A 17,582-nucleotide genomic window follows, 5' to 3' on the forward strand; every position below is an offset into this window, starting at 1 on the left:
TAAAAGTATACTAGAGTCATCAGGAGGAGTTATAACATGTCATTAATAACCGCTTTATTACTTGCGTCATGGGCAGGATTTTGTTCCTATGATGATCAGGGCCCTCAACTATTTAGACGTCCACTACTAGTTGGGCCAGTTGTAGGGATTATTTTGGGAGATTTAAATACCGCACTAATTGTTTCTGCAACACTTGAGCTAATGTGGATGGGACTTGGCAATATGGCTGGGTATCAAACACCGGATATGATTGTTGGAACAATAGTCGGGGTTACATTTGCAATAACAACTGGACAAGGTATTGCAGTAGGAATTGCTACAGCATCAACAGTATCCTTACTGTGTCAACAACTCATACTACTACTCAATGTAGTGAAATCAATGTTTTTCAATACATGGGCAGATAGACTTGCAAAAACCGGTAATTTTAATTCATTAATTCAAATTAATATTGCTGCAATCGTATTGTTCTTCTTATTTAGAGCAATCCCTGTATTCCTAATCATTTATTTTGGGAATGGAATCGTAGATCAATTATTACTTAAAGTCCCAACTGATGTTTTAAATGCCTTAAATACAGCATCAGCGATTTTACCTGCAATTGGTCTGTCAATTTTGATGACAATAATTATGAAGAAAGGAATGTGGGCATTCTTGTTCTTAGGATTTATTCTGAATGCTAATTTAGAGTTAAGTATCTTGGGTGTTACATTAATTTCGTTATCAATTGCAACATTGTATATGTGGTTCATGGAATTAAGAGACCGCATGGATGAACAAAAAATGGTTGTGGTAAGTGAAGGCAACCAAGAGGTACAGGAGGAGTATGATCTATAATGAGTAGCGAAGCAAGTACAAACAAAATTACTAAAAAGGATCTTGATAAAGTATATTGGAGATTACAAATTTTTGGAACAGGTATCACTTATAATAGTACGACATCACAGGCAATAGGATTTGCAACAGCCATGACGCCAGTTCTAAAAAAACTATACGATGACCAACCCAAAGAGTTGCGTGTCAAGGCTATGGAGCGTCATTTGGAATATTTCTTATCACAGAGTACTGCAACGGGAATTATTCTAGGTATTTCTTCAGCTCTTGAAGAAACAAGTAGTGAGGAAGAGAAAGAAGCTGTTGTTGCAGTTAAGACTGGGATGATGGGACCGTTAGCAGGAATCGGCGATTCAGTTTTCAAACTAACAATCCAAGCTATTGCTGGTAGTATCGGTGCTGCTTACGCTATTAATGGTCAATTTATTGGTGTAATCCTAATGTTTGTAATTTACAATGGTATCAATATGGGTATTAAATATCTTGGCGTCCAAAAAGGATATAGTAAAGGAATGGAATACATCTCAAGTGGGCAACAAGCACGCGTTATGAAGAATATCATTAACTTTGCTACGATGGTTGGGGTTATTGTGATGGGAGCACTAATAAGTAATAGTGTTAAATTTAAACTTGGATATGAATTAATCGTTGGAGAGACAGTTGTAAACTTACAACAACTTGCAGATGGTGTGTTACCAAAATTATTTCCACTGCTCATAACAGTTCTTCTTTATCAACTCAATAAAAAATTACCACGTAAATATCTAGTATTCGTTATTTTGGGTATTCTAGTAGTAGGTACACTATTAGCACTTGGAGGTATTATTGTCTAATGAAGAATATTGGTATTATTTTAGCAAGTCATGGTTTGTTTTCTAAGGAAGCCTTTGAAACGGTAGGAATGATCACTGGAAATAAACCAGAAAACTGTGAAGTAGTTTCAGTACTACCTGGAGAATCATATGATGATGCAATCTTAAAGATGAACAATCAAATTTCAAAACTAAACAGAACTAAAGGTGTGTTAATTCTTACAGATATATATGGCGGTACTCCTGCAAATGTAGCCACACAAGTTGCGATTGAAGATGAATCAGTACTCGTTTATGCAGGATTTAATTTACCGATGCTTTTAGAAATTGTACTACAAGAGAGTGATTCCATTGAAGTATTGAAGAATAAGATTGACGAATTTAAAGATAGAACAATTGTAGATGTAACAGAAATACTAAGGAGGGTTGAAGAAGATGGCAATCAAATGGATTCGTATTGATGACCGATTAATTCATGGTCAAGTAGCAACATCATGGTTAAGACATATTAATGCAGAACAGGTAATTTGTATTTCAGATAAGGCAGCGGCAAATCCCGTTCAAGTAAAAGTATTACAAATGGCAGCACCAGACCTAAAGGTACACGTCTTTGGAGTCGATAAGTTTATTAGTATCTTTAATGCGCAACCTATTAAACGTTCTACGTTTGTGATTGTTGAAAGCACTCTAGATGTGCTGCGATTACTTGAGGGGGCGTGACACTAGATTATGTTAACTTTGGCGGAATGAGAGCACGCGATAATCGTGTTCAATACTCGCCTGAGCTCTGCTTTTCAGACGAAGAGTACAGCGCACTTAAAGAACTATTAGAAAAAAATGTGAAAGTTGACTACCAAATCGCTGCGTACGATAGTCCAACACCACTACTCCCAATTTTAGAAAAAGCTAAACAGAATATATAGGTGATTAAAATGAATAAACAATTAGTTGAAAGTTTCCATTTAGATGATGATAAAAGTATTCTTTGTTTGAGTCAAGAAGTGGAAGAAGAATACAAGGTATTCTATTTAAATAGTAATAATCCTGAAGATATGGATCAACTAGTTGAAGTATCTCGGGAAATGAGACTAGTTTTTGATACAAATAAACAGGAATCTAAGCGTAGTTATTATGCTTGGCAAAATGGTGATGATTACCGCATTTTTGCTGATAGAATTTTAAAAGTTGACGGAATGTTTAACTTTAGAGATATTGGTGGGTATCCCGCAATGGATAATAAAACTGTACAATGGGGACGTTTGTATAGAGGAGATCATCTATTTAATCTTGATGATTCAGGCCTTGAATTTGTAGAGGGCTTAAAAATTGATACAATCATTGATCTTAGAAGTGATGCAGAATTGCTTGAATATCCTAATAAATCAATTGGTAAAGCCACACGAACGCTCCATTTAGATCCTAAAGCACATGCCGCTGAATTGTCAGCCGCATTAATGGACGGAAATAGTAAACCAACAAAAAATCAAAACTCTGAAACTTTAAAACGCTATCATGACGAAATGAGTAAGCAACAAATAACATTTGTAAATGATGAACACTGCAAAAAAGTATTTGGAACAATGCTTCATGAAATAGCGAACAATCCAAAAGATAATTATTACATTCATTGCCGTGGAGGAAAAGACAGAACAGGATATGCATTGATGCTCATTGAAGGGCTTCTGGGAGTACCTGTTGAATATATGGTCTACGACTATATTTTGACTAATACGGCTCGTAAGAATAAGAATATTGCTTATTGGAATAAGTTTTATGGAATTACTAAAGACATTTCAACGGCTAATACACTCTATGGTATTTTTGCAGCTGTGGATGACTTTATCATTGCATCTATAAACGAAATTATGACCCACTATGGTGGATTTGAAAGCTATGTTCTGAACGAACTTGGATTAACATTCGAAGAAGTGACGAAAATTCGTAGTAATTTCTTAGAATAATATTTAAGCTCTACGAAGAAACGTAGGGCTTTTAAAATGAAATTTGTAAATATACTTGTATGATATACTATTAAAAAAGAGGAGGTGTGAGGATGTTAGAAATCAATGAACGGAATGTCAATTTACTTTCTTGTGTTCTTAAAGATGAAGAAGTAAGCTTAAAGCAACTTGAAGAAAAATTAGATTTATCGTCTAAAACAATTCAAAAAGAAATAAACAATATTAATCATTATTTTCATTCCATTCATCGTGCGATAACAATTAATAATCAATCAAATATCATTTCAATTACATATGAAGGAGAAATAGGTTGCTCACAAAAACAACAACTTCGAAATGAAATTAATACTCTTAGTGACATTCCTCACCTTCAAAAAGTGAATACGAGAATTCTGGATATGATTTGGTATCTGCTACGAGACGAAGGTTATGTACGGTCTGAAAACTTGATCGAACAGTTTGCAATCTCGAACTCGACATTAACTGCCTCTTTACGGCAAATTAGGCAAATATTTGTGAAGTATGATCTTTACATTGACTCAACACCTTATTATGGAATGCAAGTGAGAGGACCGAAAATATCTAGAATTGCTTGTTTATTAGATTATTGTGATTTATATTCTGAACAAGATAATCTCTTCTTTGAATCTATGACTAAAAAGTATTTTGAACAAAGTGTCCACCAAGTCAGCAATAAGCATCGTATAGTTCATGCTATGAATAAAGAATTGCATCTTAATCTCAATGAAGATGGATTTCAAATGATTAATCGTGTTATTCCAATAATTGAATTTTTAAAAGATGTCGAAGATGACTCTTTTGAATGCAATTGGATTAATCCAATTTATCATGATGAAGTGATTCGTTTCATTCATGAAAATGAAAGTCTGGAGACAATTATAAGTACTGAGCAAGAAGTTTTGTATCTACTTATTTTTATCCTTATGTATCATGATATAAGTCTTGGAAAAGAAAAACTTATTACAGAAAAGTTTTCTACAGATTGCCATGTCATCTTGAAGTATTTAGATAAACAAGTATATGATCAAACAGGTGTTTCATTAATTGGAAACCAGCAAATTGAAGATATTGTTATTTCAACAATTATTAGGATTACAATGAATACACGTTATCAAATTAAAAGATACCATGCATCAAATCAAGCACTAGATATGATACAGTCCTTTCCAGGATCGAAAGCATTGGCTCTATCAATAATATATCAACTCTATCCTAATTCAGGAGATTCAATCATTTCCGATCTAATTTTTGCACTCTATAACGTTATATTAAAGGTCCCAAATCATTATGAAAAAACATCTGCATTGTTAATTAATAGATTTAACAATCTCGCTGTGAATTCAGTAATAGAAAAGCTTGCTTTGGATAAGTATAACGTAAGTTACACAATTATTTCCCCATCAGAAATATTTACACAAGACTTAAAGCAGTTTGACTATATCTTTAATATAGGAGATCAGCTTGTAACTTTAGGAGCTGAACAAGACAAAGTATTTGAAATTCCATATCTGGTTGAAGCAGAGTCGAAGAAAAAGGTATGGGAGCAATTAGCTATCAAACAAAGAAGTCAACAATTTTTAGAAGATAGATATCAAGTTGCTTGTATTGAAAAAGTAAAAGAATTGAAGAATAATGTGCTTTCAAAAATACTATTTGAATCACTAATGGATCTTAATTTATATACGGAACTTGACTACATTAAATTAATGGTAAAATATGCATTTAGTAACACAACCAACCATGAAACGTTATTACTCATGTTTGATGCGAGAGTTGAAGAAAAGCTGAATCTTAAATATATTATCGTTGACGAAAAAAATATGAGCCATTATGTCCATATTATGATCTTGCCTGTCTTTAATAAACTAACAATTATTAAACAATCTGATTCAATTGTTCGCCGAATTCAAAGTGGTGAAATTTCTATCGTAAGTAAATAAAGGAAAACTATGACAATTAAAAAAGAAAATATAACGATTTACCAAATATACCCAAAGTCTTTTCAAGATTCAAATGGAGATGGAATTGGTGATATAAATGGAATTATTCAACGATTAGATTACATTCAAGATCTCGGAGTAGATATGATCTGGTTGACTCCAGTTTTTATATCTCCCATGAAAGATAACGGTTACGATGTTGCTGATTATCGCAATATTAATCCCTTATTTGGATCAATGGAAGATTTTGATAGGCTGGTATTAGAGGCCAAAAAACGTAATATTGAGATAATGCTAGATATGGTTTTTAATCATACATCTACTGATCATTATTGGTTTAAAGAAGCAATCAATGGAAATAAAAAGTACAAAGACTATTATATTTTTTCTGACCATAAAACAAATTGGAAATCAAAATTTGGTGGAAGTTGCTGGGAATATGTAGAATCTATGAACCAGTACTATCTTCATCTTTTCGATGTAACCCAAGCTGATTTAAACTGGGAAAACCCAAATGTAAGGCAAGAATTATACGATATTGTTAACTTTTGGATTAGTAAAGGAGTTCGTGGTTTTCGATTTGATGTTGTAAACCTCATCTCTAAACCAGAAATTTTTGAGGATGATTATGAAGGAGATGGACGAAGATTTTATACCGATGGTCCTAAGATACATGAATACCTTAGAGAACTAAATAAAGAAACATTTGGAAAGTATTCCGACATCGTAACTGTTGGGGAAATGTCTTCTACAAATCTCAAGGACTGTGCATTATATTCAAATTCTGAACATACAGAACTATCAATGATATTTAGCTTTCACCACCTTAAGGTTGATTATAAAGACGGCCAAAAATGGGAATTAGATGCATTTGAACCTAAGAAATTATTTGATATGTGGCGCACATGGCAAATTGACTTAAATATAAATTCTGGATGGAATGCCCTATTTCTAAATAATCATGATCAACCGCGATCAGTATCACGATTTGGGAGTCAAAAATACCATAGTGAATCATCAAAGGCAATCGCAACAGCACTATTTTTGATGAAGGGAACACCATTTATTTATCAAGGAGAAGAAATTGGGCTGCCAAATGCCCACTATAATAAACTAGATATGTTTAAGGATGTAGAATCATTGAATTATATTAGTAGCAATTCCTATGTGAAATCGAAAGAGAATATGTTAGAGATTCTAAATCAGAGATCTCGCGATAATGGACGTACACCGATGATATGGGACAAAACATCTCGCAAAGGATTTAGTTCTAATATGCCATGGCTTGACTATACATTATCTGAGCATGCGGTGTCTGTAAAAGAATCAATTCATGATCAAAATTCAATCTTAGCATACTATAAAAAGATTATTGCTTTTCGAAAATGTTCTAAAGTAATCCAAGAAGGGGATATCAAATTTTTGGAACTTGAAAATCCCAATGTATTTGTCTATGAAAGAATACTAGAAAATGAGACGTATCGTGTCATTACCAGTTTCTCAAAAGAAATTGAAAATTATAATTCAGATGTTTCAGAATTTGAAGTAGTAATCAGTAACTATGAAACAAATACCTTGTCAAATATAAGCCAATTGCTGCCATTTATGACCTTGGTGTTAAAAAAGAATCACTGTAATTAATCTTTTTATTCGACTAAATTAAAGTTAAAAAGGCTAGTATTTAGCCTTTTTAATCATTTCTTTAATTGAAGTGGTTTATTTTTCTCTAGCTTAGAATCTAGACCATAGATACCATATCCTAGTGCTATAAAAAATACGAGAAGAATAATGATGGTCGTGAACACCTTCAATGGAGAATGAAGTGTTAAGTCCATAAATCCATATGGATAGAAATCTCCATCCCAGTAAGGTATTTCTGTATGCTGCAATGCTACAATATTTGCCCAAGTAAAATAAATAAGAGGAATACCTGTCCATAAGATAGGATCGATCGGTTTGTAAATTCCTTTTTTATCAAAAATTAACCAGTGAGCGATAACCATTATAGGAACAATATAGTGAGTGATAAGATTGAAGATATCAGCATCAATTGTGTAAAAAGGTCCATCGTAGACGATAAAATGATAGATTAGAAAAGTAACTGTAATGCAAAGAGTTACTGCACCCTTTGCTCGTGGAAATAAAAATAACGAATCAGGAAATGATTCTTTTTTTATTGTAAAGTAGATCCCGCGAATGGCAGCAATTAAGAAATATATAAAGCAAATGAGACCACTTACTGAAGTGTAAAAGATAGGGGGTTTAAAGTTTCCAGCAGAAATTCCAAGTGAGTTATTGAGACCGATAGCCGCAATTAATAGATAAACTATTATATATATTAAGTTAGTATTAGATACGTTTTTTTTCATAGTACATCCCTTCAATAATTTATTACTTATGAAGTATATGGGGAAATACTTTGAATGTCAAATTAATTACCTTTATATTTATGGGCCATTTTTGACCTAGGTCAAATACTTATTCGATTATGCTTGCTAAACTATAACCATAAGGAGGTCATCATTATGACTAAAAAGACATTTCAAATGGAAACAATTTCATGCCCAAGTTGCATTATGAAGATTGAGGGAGCGCTTAAAAGATTAGATGGTATCGAAGAATCAGAGGTATTATTCAACAGTTCCCGAGTGAAAGTAGATTTTGATGAAACAAAACTTACTTCAGATGAGATTAAGAATAGTATTGAGAAAATTGGATACAAAGTTATTTCTGAAAAATAAAGTCAAAGTAGGTGGAGGATAGTATGCAAAAAATAAACCAAAGGAAGACTCACATTATGATTGGATCTTTTATTCTAATTATTCTTGGGTTTACATCTAAAGTTATTTTTAAATCAAAATCAGGATTTGAACTCTTTATGGGCTTAGCCGCAATCATAGCAATTACACCCATCTTTATACAAGCCATCCAGGCACTTAAAGTCAGAGTTGTGAGTATTGATGTATTGGTTTCTATTGCCGTAATTGCGGCATTAATCATACAAAATTATGAAGAAGCTGCGATAGTACCGTTCCTCTTCCTATTTGGTGATTATCTCGAAAAAAAGACATTAAAAAAAGCACGGTCTGCGATTGAAGAATTGTTGTTAATGAGTCCAAAGACCGCGCTACGATATTTTGATGGAAATGTTGAAGAAGTGAGTATTGAAGATGTTAAAGTTGGAGATCAATTACTTGTTAAAACGGGTTCAATGATACCTGTTGATGGAATCATTATTCAAGGCGATACTCATGTTGATGAATCGAGCATCACAGGGGAATCGATACCACACTATAAAGAGGTGGATTCTCGCGTATTTGCTGGAACACTTGCAATTGATGGAACGATTCAAATGAAAGCAACGCAAGTTGGAGATGATACAGTTTTTGGAAAAGTTATCGAAATGGTTATAGATGCTCAGGATTCTAAGTCAGAAGTTGAACGTTTTATTGATCGTTTCTCAAAGTACTATACACCGACAGTACTGGCAATTTCACTTCTTGTAGGTATCATTACTAGAAATTTAGAACTTGCTGTGACGATACTAGTATTGGGCTGTCCTGGTGCTTTAGTTATAGGCGTTCCTGTATCAAGTGTGTCAGGAATTGGAAACGCTGCGAAACATGGCGTTCTTGTAAAAGGAAGCGAAGTTTTTACCAGATTATCGAAAGCTGATGTTGTTATTTTTGACAAAACAGGGACCTTAACTACCGGAAAACCATTTGTAGACAGAAATATTTATTATATCGATACTCCAAAATATAGAGAATACATTGCTATGATTGAATCACAATCAACACACCCCTTAGCGCAAGCAATCGTTAATGAGATTGGTTTAAGTAAGCCCTTAATGAATGTTGATACGATTTCACATGCGGGTCGTGGATTTGAAGGAAACATTGATGGTGAGCGAATACTCGTCGGTAACCAAAGTTTGATAGCGTCTAATTATGAAATTCCTAATCATATCTTGGATGATATTAAAGCCTTTCGAGAAGAAGGATGCTCTATTGTATTGGCCTCTGTTAATGAAAGTATCGTAGCCTTGTTTGGCTTGAAAGATACAATAAGAACAGAAAGTAAGAAACAAATTCGAGCATTACATAAGTTAGGTGTTGCAAAGACTGTCATTCTATCCGGAGATCATCAAAGAGCTGTCACAGCTGTTCAAGAAGAATTAGGAATCGATGAGAGTATTGCTGAATTATTACCAAATGAAAAATCAGATATCGTTAAGAAATATCAGAATGAAGGATATAATGTTGTATTTATTGGCGATGGTATCAATGATAGCCCTTCTCTAGCGTTAGCAGATATTGGAATTGCCATGGGACTAGGAAGTGATATAGCTATTGAGACGGCAGATGCTGTACTAATGAATTCAAAACTTGAAACGTTGTCCCACGCCTTTGGGTTATCGAAAGCTGTGACAAGAAACATGGTAGAAAATATTATAATTGCAATAGGAATCGTTATTTTCCTATTAATAAGTCTTATCTTTAGTGAATGGATGAATATGGCATTAGGAATGCTGATTCATGAGGGAAGTATTCTGATAGTTATTCTCAATGGCATGCGCTTGTTAAAGTATGACAACAACAAGTATAATTAAGGTATAAAGTGAGGGTGATTTAATGAGTTCATGTAATCATAAACCAAAGAGCTGTGTTGAAATAGTTCCTATTTTTGACGGATTGAATGCAGACGAATTAATGGAAATTGTTAATATAGCTCATGCTAAGCGATTTGAAAAAGGAACAATGATCTATTCAATGGGAGATATTAATCACGCCTTGTATGTTTTGTATGAAGGTAAAATTAAAATTACCCGAACTAATAGTTCAGGAAAAGAACAAGTAATTCGAGTTTTAGGACCCGGAGAATTTTTAGGTGAGTTTGCTTTGTTCAGTGAAATGGAACTTAATGAAAATGCTGAAGTAATTGAAACTGCAACAGTATGCGTTATCCAATCAGATGAGTTTAGAAAGATGGTTGAGAAACATCCATCAATCTCTTTTAAAATATTTGATGTTCTAAGTCGCCGTCTTGAAAAAGCGGAACAAACAATTGAAGATATTAGTCTGAAATCTGTCAACCAAAGAATATCAGAAATGCTTCTCAAATTATTTGATGAAGAAGACACGGTTAAATTACCGATGAATAAAGGGGATATCGCATCACAACTCGGAATGAGTAAAGAAAGCTTCAGTCGAAAACTTACAGAATTAGAGAATATGGGAATCATCAAACAAAGACCACAAAAAATGATCCATCTCAAAGACAGATCAAACTTAGAGCGCTTGTTAGAAAGTTAGCGTTCATCGACTACGAACATAAAAGTAGTTTTGTAGTGATTTCCGAACTGAAAATTATCATTTATATCGAAAACTTTAAACGAGTGAGGTAAGAAACCAAACTCGTTTTTAAATTTGCCCAAAAAGTTTTCCACTAATTCCTCAAACACATCATATGAACCATCAATTAAATATATAGAATGATAGTTCATTTGGGGAGAAGTATTAATTTTCTCCACAATTAAAACTTCTTGTTCATTACTTGTAGTATTAAGTGCAAAACCTAATATCCAAGTTAAAACTTTGAAAGAAGCTGTTGTTTCTTTTTCCATGTTTCTCAACATTTCGTACATTTGCTCATCATCGCTATACGATTTGCGAACAAGTTCAAGCACTGGAAGTTTGTAGTCTAGTATAAAAACTTGCTTCGGAAGCTCACTCTGTAGTTGATTGAAGAATTCTCTTGCCTCGATCATTGCTTTGGTCGTTTCTAGTGCAAAAATCGAAGCGTCAATAGAATTTTTCAAATCGAAAAGCGAGTCTGTCTTGCCATTCCTAATTTCAGCAATTGCTTGAAGAGGGAGTTGCATATCTCTTAAAGCTTTGATGTATAAAAAGTCTTGAACTTGATTGACTGAGTAATATCGGTAGCCATTATTTGCGCGTTTAACAGGCTTAAAGAGCCCTATCTCATCGTAATGCAATAAAGTTTCACGAGTAGTCTCCACTAATTTTTGAAATTCAGAAATGGTTAGTAATTTTGCGATAGGGATCACCTCTTTTCTAAAGGTATTATAAGAGATTTTGATAAATAATCATATACTCTTGACTCGAGGGTTACCCTTGAGCATATTATTTTTATGGAGGTAGTACATATGTTAAGAAAAATGAACCTAAAAAGCGATAATGTATTTGATATAGCAAACCTAATTTATGAATCTGATGAATCCTTATTTGGAATGTTATTTGGTAGAAAGGTAACTGCTTTGACGACACTCTGTCAATTAATCCGTAACGATGATAACTCTTTCTCATATAAAAACATTTACGTGTATGAAGTTGATTCTAAGATGGTCGGCATTGTATTAATGTACTCAGTTGATAGGATGCATTCTGACTCGCCTAAAAGTTATACGAAACAGATGGGCTTTTTCCAATCTATCCAATTTATAGGAAGTGCAATTCTAATGGATCCAATTACTAATTTATCAAAACTTGATGGCGTTTATATACAAAACGTCTGTATTAAACAAGAATATAGAGGGAATAGTTATGGAAGTACTATGATTAATGTTGCACTCGAATACTTACGAGTTATTGGTGAGAGAAATGTTTATTTGGATGCTTCAATCGAAAAACCTCGTGTACAACGATTCTATAAAAAGCTTGGATTCAAAATTGTTGAAGAAGTGAATATTTATTTATCTGATAAAGGAGTTTATCGGATGCACCAGATATTAGAATAACGTAGGTAAATGCAAGAGTTAAATTATATTTAGCGCTGTTTTTCATCTGTTGAAATATAGTTCCACATAGATTTCATATATAATCTTGCAATGAATGTTATAATCAAATTAAAAGAAGAGGTAGAACTATGTGGTGGGAAATATTAAAAATAGAATACACTGAGGATGAGAATGTAATTCAACACGCTTATGTTAAATTAGTCAGCCAAAAAAATATTTATAGTGATGATGTGTTAATGACAAACATTAAAAAGGCGTACAAAGCTGGAATTAGAAATGCCAAGTACTCGGGTATTGATAAAAGTGTTCCCCAAAAAGTTATAGAGGATAATATTGAAATAAGGGTAGAACCCCAGGAACAAAAAGAAGAAATTTTGGAATCAAAAGAGAAAAAAAGATTCCATACTGCTTTTGTAGTTAAAGATCCGAGTATATTTGATAATAACTTTAATGGATTAAAGGAAAAATCAAAAAAGATAGTAGGTCGTAGTGGCGATGACAAGGATAGAACTTCTCTGACTGAATCCAATCAATCAGATACGAGCGTCGATCTGAACTCAAGAATCAGTCATGCGATTCAAAATTGTGAACGAAGAGGCTATATAGAACAGGAAGTATGGGTCGTTTTACTTTACGAGCTGAGACTGTTGGATATTCAAAAGGATGAAGACTATGTAAGTATGATCCTTAACTATCTAAGACAAGTAGATTTTTATCAAATTCCATATTCATTTCGAGCTAGTGTTATTGTACCTCAAATTGAAAAATATTCTCAAAGTTTAGACTGGAAAAATGAGGCATTGTTGAGACAACTCTCTGAAATTCGTGACCAAGCAAGCGTAAGAAAGCAATCGTCACTTGCTAAACAAACATCAAATCAGTCGATTTTTAAATATCGATATCAAAACGAGATGAAAAATTCAGAAAAAAGTTCTGAAGCATTGTTATATTATATTCTGAAAATCGCAAAAGTAGTGATGTACATAAGTGCTACATTATTCTTAATTACGGTTCTCTCAGTCATAAACCAGTAATCAAAAGACATCAAAAAAAGGTATTCAAGCGAATACCTTTTTGTTTGGCATTAGATTTATGTTAAACATAGAGTCCATATTGCATAGAATACACAGGCATAAATTATAGTATGTTTGTTATTGCTTACTTCTTTTGGCTATAAACCATCCACAGGTTGGGATAGTGACTAAGATAAATCCGATAATTAGTGATAAATGATTCGTTTGCACTCCTGTATTTGGTAAAGGCTTAGTAGGTTTTTCTTCAACTATTTTTTCATCGTAGAAGTTGAACACTTGATGTGTTGAGCTGTTCTCTTCTGAAATTGAGAAGGCTATCTTCTCAGGATTGATTGAATATCCAATAGGTGCTTTAGTTTCTATAAAGTAGTAATTACCAAATTCGAGTCCTGTAACATCAATGTAACCATCTTTGTTGGTAAATAAATCTTCACGGACAAGAGTTCCATCGCTCAGATAAATTGAGAATCCTGTATTCGCAAGACGAACACTTTGAGCATCTTTATCACTCTTGGTAATTCGAATACTTCCTAGTTGTTTTACAGGCTCCTCTACCTTTTCATTTGTAATATTTAATATCAAATTTAGTTCTGTATTTAAATTGGAAATTGTAAATTGATATTTCAAATTGGAAAGTTGGTATCCCTCAGGTGCCCGTGTCTCAACGAAGTAGTAATTTCCGTAGGGAAGATTATTAACAATTAGCTCCCCTTTATCATCTGTGTTCAGTTCTGACTTAATTAATGTGCCTTGCTCATCATATAGTGAGAATTGTGCATCCTTAAGGAATTGGGTAGTATCTTCTTTGTCGGTTTTAATGATTTTCACTGAACCGGAAGGATTGCTAGGAATATCTACTTTAGTATTTTCAACTGTTATTTGAGTTGGAATGGTAACACTCTTTTCATTGACTGTAAAATTGAATTTATTATTGGATAGTTCGTATCCTTGTGGAGCGGCTGTCTCAATAAAGTAGTAATTACCAAAATCAAGATTTGAGATTGTCAGTTTTCCTTGCTCGTTAGTATGTAGGTTTTCAGATACTAAAGTACCAGATTCATCATAAAGTGCAAATATTGTGTCCTCAAGGAAATGTGTAGGATCCTTAGCATCAATTTTAATTAATTCTACTGAACCCTTCGGTTTTTCAGGAACAATTTTTTTATTGGTGAATGATATATTTAGGACTTTTTCTACGACACTTTCGTCAATTGTAAATGGAATTTTAAGGCTGGAAAGTTCATATCCGTCTGGAGCTTTAATTTCTTTAAGGAAATAGTTTCCAAACTCTAAGTTATCAATTCGAAGTTTACCATTATTATTTGTAATATATTCAGATGAAATTATCTCGCCATTTTCTTTATAAAGTGCAAATCCAGCATTCGCAAGATATTTGGTGACATCTCCTGCATCAGATTTTGTGAGAATTACTGAACCTACTCGCGGCTGAGGTTCCTCAGTTTTAGTGTTCTTAGCATCAACGAGGATAGGGGTGAAAACCGTACTTTCATCAATTGTGAATACATATTTGTAGTCTGATAAATCATATCCTTCAGGAGCTTGAGTTTCCTTGAGATAATAACTGCCAAATTCTAAATCAGTGATTATTAATTTTCCATTTTCATCAGTAGTTAAACTATCTTGGAGTAGATTATCATTATTATCATAAAGAGCAAAGACAGCATCTTTCAGTCGCTTAGAAGCATCATTCTCATCAGATTTCGTAAGTTCAACAGAACCTTTGGGTTGTTCTGGTTCTTCAGTTTTCGTATTGGATACCTTTAATTCAAGAGGAATCACAACACTTGAAACATCAATTTTAAAATCATAGCGTTTTGTTGATAATTCGTAGCCAGCGGGAGCTTTTGTTTCAATAAGGTAATAATCACCGAGCTTGAGATTATCAAGAGTGATCCTACCCAACACATTCGTTTTAATATTCTTTAGAATTTCAATGTTATTTGAGTCGTATAATGCAAATTCAGCCCCACTGAGATATTTAGATTCGTCGAGTGAATCATGTTTAATGAGATTCACAGAACCTTTAGGTTCAGGTTCTTCAGTCTTTGTGTTCTTAGCATCGACTATAATGGGAGAAACAACTGTATCTTTATCGATAGTAAACTCATATTTCTTATCAGAGAGTTCATATCCAACAGGAGCTTGAGTTTCCTTGAGATAGTAACTGCCCCATTCTAAATCTGCAATTACTAATTTTCCGTTTTCATCAGTAGTTAAATTATCTTGGAGAAGCGTATCATTGTTGTCATAAAGAGCAAAGACAGCACCCATTAATAGTTTAGAAGCATCTTTATCATCAGATTTCGTAAGTTCAACAGAACCTTTGGGTTGCTCTGGTTCTTCAGTTTTTGTGTTTTTTGCTTCAATTAAAATGGGAGAAATAGAAGTATCTTTATCAATCGTAAACTCATATTTCTTATCAGAGAGCTCATATCCAACAGGAGCTTGAGTTTCCTTGAGATAGTAACTGCCCCATTCTAAATCGGCAATTACCAATTTTCCGTGTTCATCAGTAGTTAATTTATCTTGGAGAAGCGTATCATTGTTGTCATAAAGAGCAAAAACAGCACCCATTAATCGTTTAGAAGCATCTTTATCATCAGATTTCGTAAGTTCAACAGATCCTTTAGGTTTCTCAGGAACTTCTTCCTTTGTATTCTCAACGGATAAAGAGACAGTAGCGAGGACTGTGTCACTCTTAATTGTAAAATGATGCTTCTCATTAGAAAGTTCATAGCCTTCAGGAGCTTTAGTTTCAATAAAGTAATAATCACCTAAATCAAGATTCGTAACTAAAAGTACACCATCGCTATTAGTTTTTAGTCCAGACTGAATCAACTGATTCTTTGAATTATAGAGCGAGAATTCTGCACCCTGTAAGAAGTGTGATGAATCATTGTCATCTGTTTTAATTAACTTAACACCACCGAACTTATTTTGAGGATCCCATCGATGAGTTTCCCCTTGACCTGTAAATTCTCTTACGATAATTGAACCATCGATATTTTTACCGGAATTCACGGATGCTCGAGGTGCTAGAATTGTACCTTGCCATATTTCATTAAGATTAATATTTCCCGTGAAAGGTCGCGTTCCATTTCCAAAAGTCCATAAGATCGAACCGTCATCAAAATTTGTGGCTTCATGAGGTTCACGGTTACTTCCGTTTTCATACTCTAACTTAACAGGAGATAGAACATTGTAAGAAGTGCTTGAGTTAGTATCAACTGAAATATAAACAAATTTATAATCACTATCATTGAGTGTTTTTAGATTTTTTATGTATAGAGGCGTATTGTGTTTTAATACATCAGCATTTAGATGGATATGAACAATCGGTCCCTCATATTTTGAGATATCGATGACACGTCTGTTTTGATCAGGAAAATCAGAATGACTGAAAGTCGCATCAATAGGACTTGTCATTATTGCAGAGCTGGAATTTTCTAGCTTGTTGAATTCTTGATCAAAGTTAATATACTCGTTACTACCCTTATCTTGGTATACCTCATTTGAAGTAACTCGATCAAGTGCATTACCATTGATGATAGGCCTGTTTGCGTTATCAAGATTAATATTCACATTTTTTCCAAATACAGCTTTAGTATTAGTGCGCGTTGGGAATGAGCCAGAGTTTAAAAAGCTAAAATTCTGAATATAATGGTATTCCATTTTATTATAGCCTTTAGTTCCGATATCAGCTTGGCCACGTAATTCTTTAACAGCAACGTTTCCATTGGTATGACTACCTACATTCGCAATTTCAGCAAATATATGGAAATATTGTGCGGCGCCTAGGAGGGTATTTCGTGCCTGGGGCACATCATCATAGAAAGATCCAGCATCTTGTGGAGTTTCTTGTGCAAAAGTAGGTAATGGGCTTAGTGTACTTAAAGAAAGTAGTGAAGCCACCAATAATATAAATAATTTTTTAAACCATTTCATTTCTTACACCTTCCTTTAGTTCCATTGTAGTTCGTTAAAACTTACAAACATTATTAAACGGTGAAACAATAGTGAAATCTAAGTGAAGCTGTCTTTTTATGAAAAATATCGCAGATGCTCTATAAAATTACCTTGTTATTCACAAGCAAGTGACAAAAATGCATACTTTCGTGTAAAAAAAAGAACCAGTTATGATTTTCCCCTCTTGATGTAAATGAGACTGTGTATAATTGCGATATTAAGAATATGCATCA

The 17,582-nt window shown here is 33.5% G+C and carries 14 protein-coding genes and 1 pseudogene; 12 read left to right on the forward strand and 3 right to left on the reverse strand.

The genetic code is table 11. From position 1 onward, the window contains the following. Positions 1-36 precede the first annotated feature (36 nt). The 7 genes and pseudogenes from H9L01_RS05595 to H9L01_RS05630 all read left to right on the forward strand — a co-directional run bounded on the left by H9L01_RS05595 (position 37) and on the right by H9L01_RS05630 (position 7,209). Entirely contained in the window at positions 37-837 is an 801-nt protein-coding gene (locus H9L01_RS05595) for a PTS mannose/fructose/sorbose/N-acetylgalactosamine transporter subunit IIC (protein ID WP_187533000.1), read from the forward strand. Then, on the forward strand, positions 837-1,667 hold the full coding sequence (locus H9L01_RS05600; RefSeq protein ID WP_187533001.1) for a PTS system mannose/fructose/sorbose family transporter subunit IID: 831 nt from the start codon (positions 837-839) through the stop codon (positions 1,665-1,667). Before H9L01_RS05595 ends, H9L01_RS05600 begins: the two co-directional genes overlap by 1 nt. Next, a complete protein-coding gene (locus H9L01_RS05605) occupies positions 1,667-2,107 on the forward strand; it encodes a PTS sugar transporter subunit IIA (RefSeq protein ID WP_187533002.1) in 441 nt (146 codons plus the stop codon). Before H9L01_RS05600 ends, H9L01_RS05605 begins: the two co-directional genes overlap by 1 nt. After that, positions 2,082-2,569, forward strand: a pseudogene (locus tag H9L01_RS10930) (PTS sugar transporter subunit IIB). The gene H9L01_RS05605 and the pseudogene H9L01_RS10930 overlap by 26 nt, the downstream one beginning before the upstream one ends. A gap of 9 nt (positions 2,570-2,578) precedes the next feature. After that, complete coding sequence (locus tag H9L01_RS05620; protein WP_187533005.1) at positions 2,579-3,607, forward strand: tyrosine-protein phosphatase; 1,029 nt, start codon at positions 2,579-2,581, stop codon at positions 3,605-3,607. A 92-nt stretch (positions 3,608-3,699) separates the two neighbouring features. After that, positions 3,700-5,568 (forward strand): helix-turn-helix domain-containing protein, encoded by a 1,869-nt coding sequence (locus tag H9L01_RS05625; protein ID WP_187533006.1) that lies wholly within the window; start codon positions 3,700-3,702, stop codon positions 5,566-5,568. A 9-nt stretch (positions 5,569-5,577) separates the two neighbouring features. After that, entirely contained in the window at positions 5,578-7,209 is a 1,632-nt protein-coding gene (locus tag H9L01_RS05630) for an alpha,alpha-phosphotrehalase (protein WP_187533007.1), read from the forward strand. Between the two features lie 53 nt (positions 7,210-7,262). Here H9L01_RS05630 and H9L01_RS05635 read toward each other — a convergent pair whose 3' ends face one another. After that, positions 7,263-7,937, reverse strand: a complete 675-nt coding sequence (locus H9L01_RS05635) for a Pr6Pr family membrane protein (protein WP_187533008.1) — start codon at positions 7,935-7,937, stop codon at positions 7,263-7,265. Between the two features lie 156 nt (positions 7,938-8,093). Here H9L01_RS05635 and H9L01_RS05640 point away from each other — a divergent pair, with 156 nt between their 5' ends. From H9L01_RS05640 to H9L01_RS05650, 3 genes are read left to right on the forward strand one after another with little or no spacing between them, the layout of a single operon-like run. Beyond that, positions 8,094-8,309, forward strand: a complete 216-nt coding sequence (locus H9L01_RS05640; protein WP_187533009.1) for a heavy-metal-associated domain-containing protein — start codon at positions 8,094-8,096, stop codon at positions 8,307-8,309. A gap of 23 nt (positions 8,310-8,332) precedes the next feature. Next, on the forward strand, positions 8,333-10,180 hold the full coding sequence (locus tag H9L01_RS05645; protein ID WP_187533010.1) for a heavy metal translocating P-type ATPase: 1,848 nt from the start codon (positions 8,333-8,335) through the stop codon (positions 10,178-10,180). Positions 10,181-10,202: 22 nt separating this feature from the next. Further along, positions 10,203-10,883 (forward strand): Crp/Fnr family transcriptional regulator, encoded by a 681-nt coding sequence (locus H9L01_RS05650; RefSeq protein ID WP_187533011.1) that lies wholly within the window; start codon positions 10,203-10,205, stop codon positions 10,881-10,883. On the opposite strand, the gene H9L01_RS05655 is transcribed toward H9L01_RS05650, so the two are convergent. Then, positions 10,880-11,638, reverse strand: a complete 759-nt coding sequence (locus tag H9L01_RS05655) for a MerR family transcriptional regulator (protein WP_187533012.1) — start codon at positions 11,636-11,638, stop codon at positions 10,880-10,882. The two genes, H9L01_RS05650 and H9L01_RS05655, sit on opposite strands and share 4 nt — an antisense overlap. Positions 11,639-11,737: 99 nt before the next feature. Here H9L01_RS05655 and H9L01_RS05660 point away from each other — a divergent pair, with 99 nt between their 5' ends. Both H9L01_RS05660 and H9L01_RS05665 read left to right on the forward strand, forming a co-directional pair. Beyond that, positions 11,738-12,328 carry a GNAT family N-acetyltransferase gene (locus tag H9L01_RS05660; RefSeq protein ID WP_187533013.1) on the forward strand — a complete coding sequence of 197 codons (591 nt, stop codon included), beginning with the start codon at positions 11,738-11,740 and terminating at the stop codon, positions 12,326-12,328. A gap of 128 nt (positions 12,329-12,456) precedes the next feature. After that, positions 12,457-13,362: a hypothetical protein gene (locus H9L01_RS05665; RefSeq protein WP_187533014.1), complete on the forward strand. Its 906-nt coding sequence runs from the start codon at positions 12,457-12,459 to the stop codon at positions 13,360-13,362. A gap of 117 nt (positions 13,363-13,479) precedes the next feature. On the opposite strand, the gene H9L01_RS05670 is transcribed toward H9L01_RS05665, so the two are convergent. After that, positions 13,480-17,328: an LPXTG cell wall anchor domain-containing protein gene (locus H9L01_RS05670; protein WP_187533015.1), complete on the reverse strand. Its 3,849-nt coding sequence runs from the start codon at positions 17,326-17,328 to the stop codon at positions 13,480-13,482. Between the last annotated feature and the right edge of the window lie 254 nt (positions 17,329-17,582).

This window comes from Erysipelothrix inopinata, from assembly GCF_014396165.1.
In the GTDB taxonomy this organism is placed as follows: domain Bacteria; phylum Bacillota_I; class Bacilli_A; order Erysipelotrichales; family Erysipelotrichaceae; genus Erysipelothrix; species Erysipelothrix inopinata.